Source organism: Collinsella aerofaciens, from assembly GCF_015560135.1.
GTDB classification, from domain to species: domain Bacteria; phylum Actinomycetota; class Coriobacteriia; order Coriobacteriales; family Coriobacteriaceae; genus Collinsella; species Collinsella aerofaciens_AN.
In genome coordinates this window covers 1-1433 of sequence record NZ_JADMRH010000049.1, presented here as the reverse complement: position 1 = coordinate 1433, position 1433 = coordinate 1, and the positions used below count along the sequence as shown (strand labels likewise).

Here is a 1433-nt window from a genome sequence, read left to right as displayed (position 1 = left end):
ATGGAAGGGGCTCCCATGCTCGATACTACCACCTTCGTCGGCCTCGACGTCCACGCCCGCTCGATAAAGGCAGTCTCCCTCGACGTCATGACCGGGGAGGCGCGCTGCGCGACCTTCGGCTACGACGCCGGGGCAGTCGCGGAGTGGGTGCGGTCCGCGGACCCGAAGGCCAGGTGCGTGTACGAATCCGGGGTCACGGGGTTCGACCTGCAGAAGAGGCTCTCCGGCCTCGGGGTCGACTGCGCGGTCGGCGCCGTCTCGAAGATGATCAAGCCCAGCGCGGACAGGCGCAGGAAGAACGACCGCAACGACGCCGAGTTCCTCGCCCGCATGCTGTCGGTCGGCAACGTGGTCGAGGTGTGGGTCCCCGACGACGAGTGCGAGGCCGCCCGCGACCTGGCCAGGGCGCTCGAGGACGCGAGGGACGACCTCTCGCGCTCGAAGCAGCGGCTCTCCAAGTTCCTGCTCAGGCACGGGCTCGCCTTCGACGAGAGGACGCCCACCGGGCGCAGGAAGGGGAACTGGACCCGGGCCCACTGGTCCTGGATCGAGTCGATTAGGTTCGCGGAGGGGGCCGACAACGACGTGCTCGCCTACTACGTCGACGCGGTCAGGCGGGCGGCGGAGGAGAAGGCGAGGCTCGAGGGGCTCGTCGAGGCCGAGGCCCGCAAGCCCAGGTGGAGGAGGAGGGTCGACTCCCTGCGCTGCCTCAAGGGCGTCGACACCGCGACGGCCGCCGACCTCGTGTTCGAGGCCGGCGAGTTCTCGAGGTTCGGGAACGCCCGGTCGTTCGCCGCATGGGTCGGCCTGACGCCCTCCGAGCACTCCAGCGGGGAGAGCGACCGCAGGGGCGCGATCACCAAGGCCGGCAACAAGCACCTGAGGAAGGCGCTGGTCGAGGCCGCGTGGCACTACCTGACGTGCCCGGGGCGGCCGAAGGACCTCGCCAGGGGCCAGGCCCCGGACCGGGTCGCCCGCAGGCATGCCGCCAAGGGCGTGCGGAGGCTGGCCGAGAGGCGGGAGGCGCTGCTCGCGCGCGGGGTCCACAACAACAAGGCGAACGTGGCCACGGCGCGCGAGCTCGCCTGCTGGGTGTGGGCGGTCGGCCTCATGGCCGAGGAGGCGTAGGGGGCCGGTCCCCCGCACATAAGCCGATCACCCCGGAAGCGGTTTGATCCGAAGCCGTTGAGGCGAACCTCAGGTCCCTTTTCTGCGAGCGCCCAGGGCGCCACACGCGTGCGCAGACTGTCGGTTCGACGAAGAAGCCTCAGCCGTAGCAACGGATTGCCCAGCGAGAGATCGCCACGGGCGGATATTAAACTGCAAAGACGAGCGTCGGGAAGACACGCCGAGGTCGCCGCGGACGGGTTGATATAGGGAGAGGGCCTGACCCCATATCGTTGGGGCCAGGCCCGATTTTGCCTCTTGACAAT

General features: G+C 69.4%; 1 protein-coding gene. It reads left to right on the top strand.

All coding sequences use genetic code 11. The features are described from left to right. Positions 1 to 15: 15 nt before the first annotated feature. Positions 16 to 1128, top strand: coding sequence for an IS110 family RNA-guided transposase (locus I2H19_RS09850; protein ID WP_229089900.1), 1113 nt, complete (start codon positions 16 to 18; stop codon positions 1126 to 1128). Positions 1129 to 1433: the final 305 nt, after the last annotated feature.

What these genes read in the sequence shown, in the direction of transcription:
- I2H19_RS09850 (WP_229089900.1), top strand. Translation starts at nt 16, where the DNA reads ATGCTCGATACTACCACCTTCGTCGGCCTCGACGTCCACGCCCGCTCG.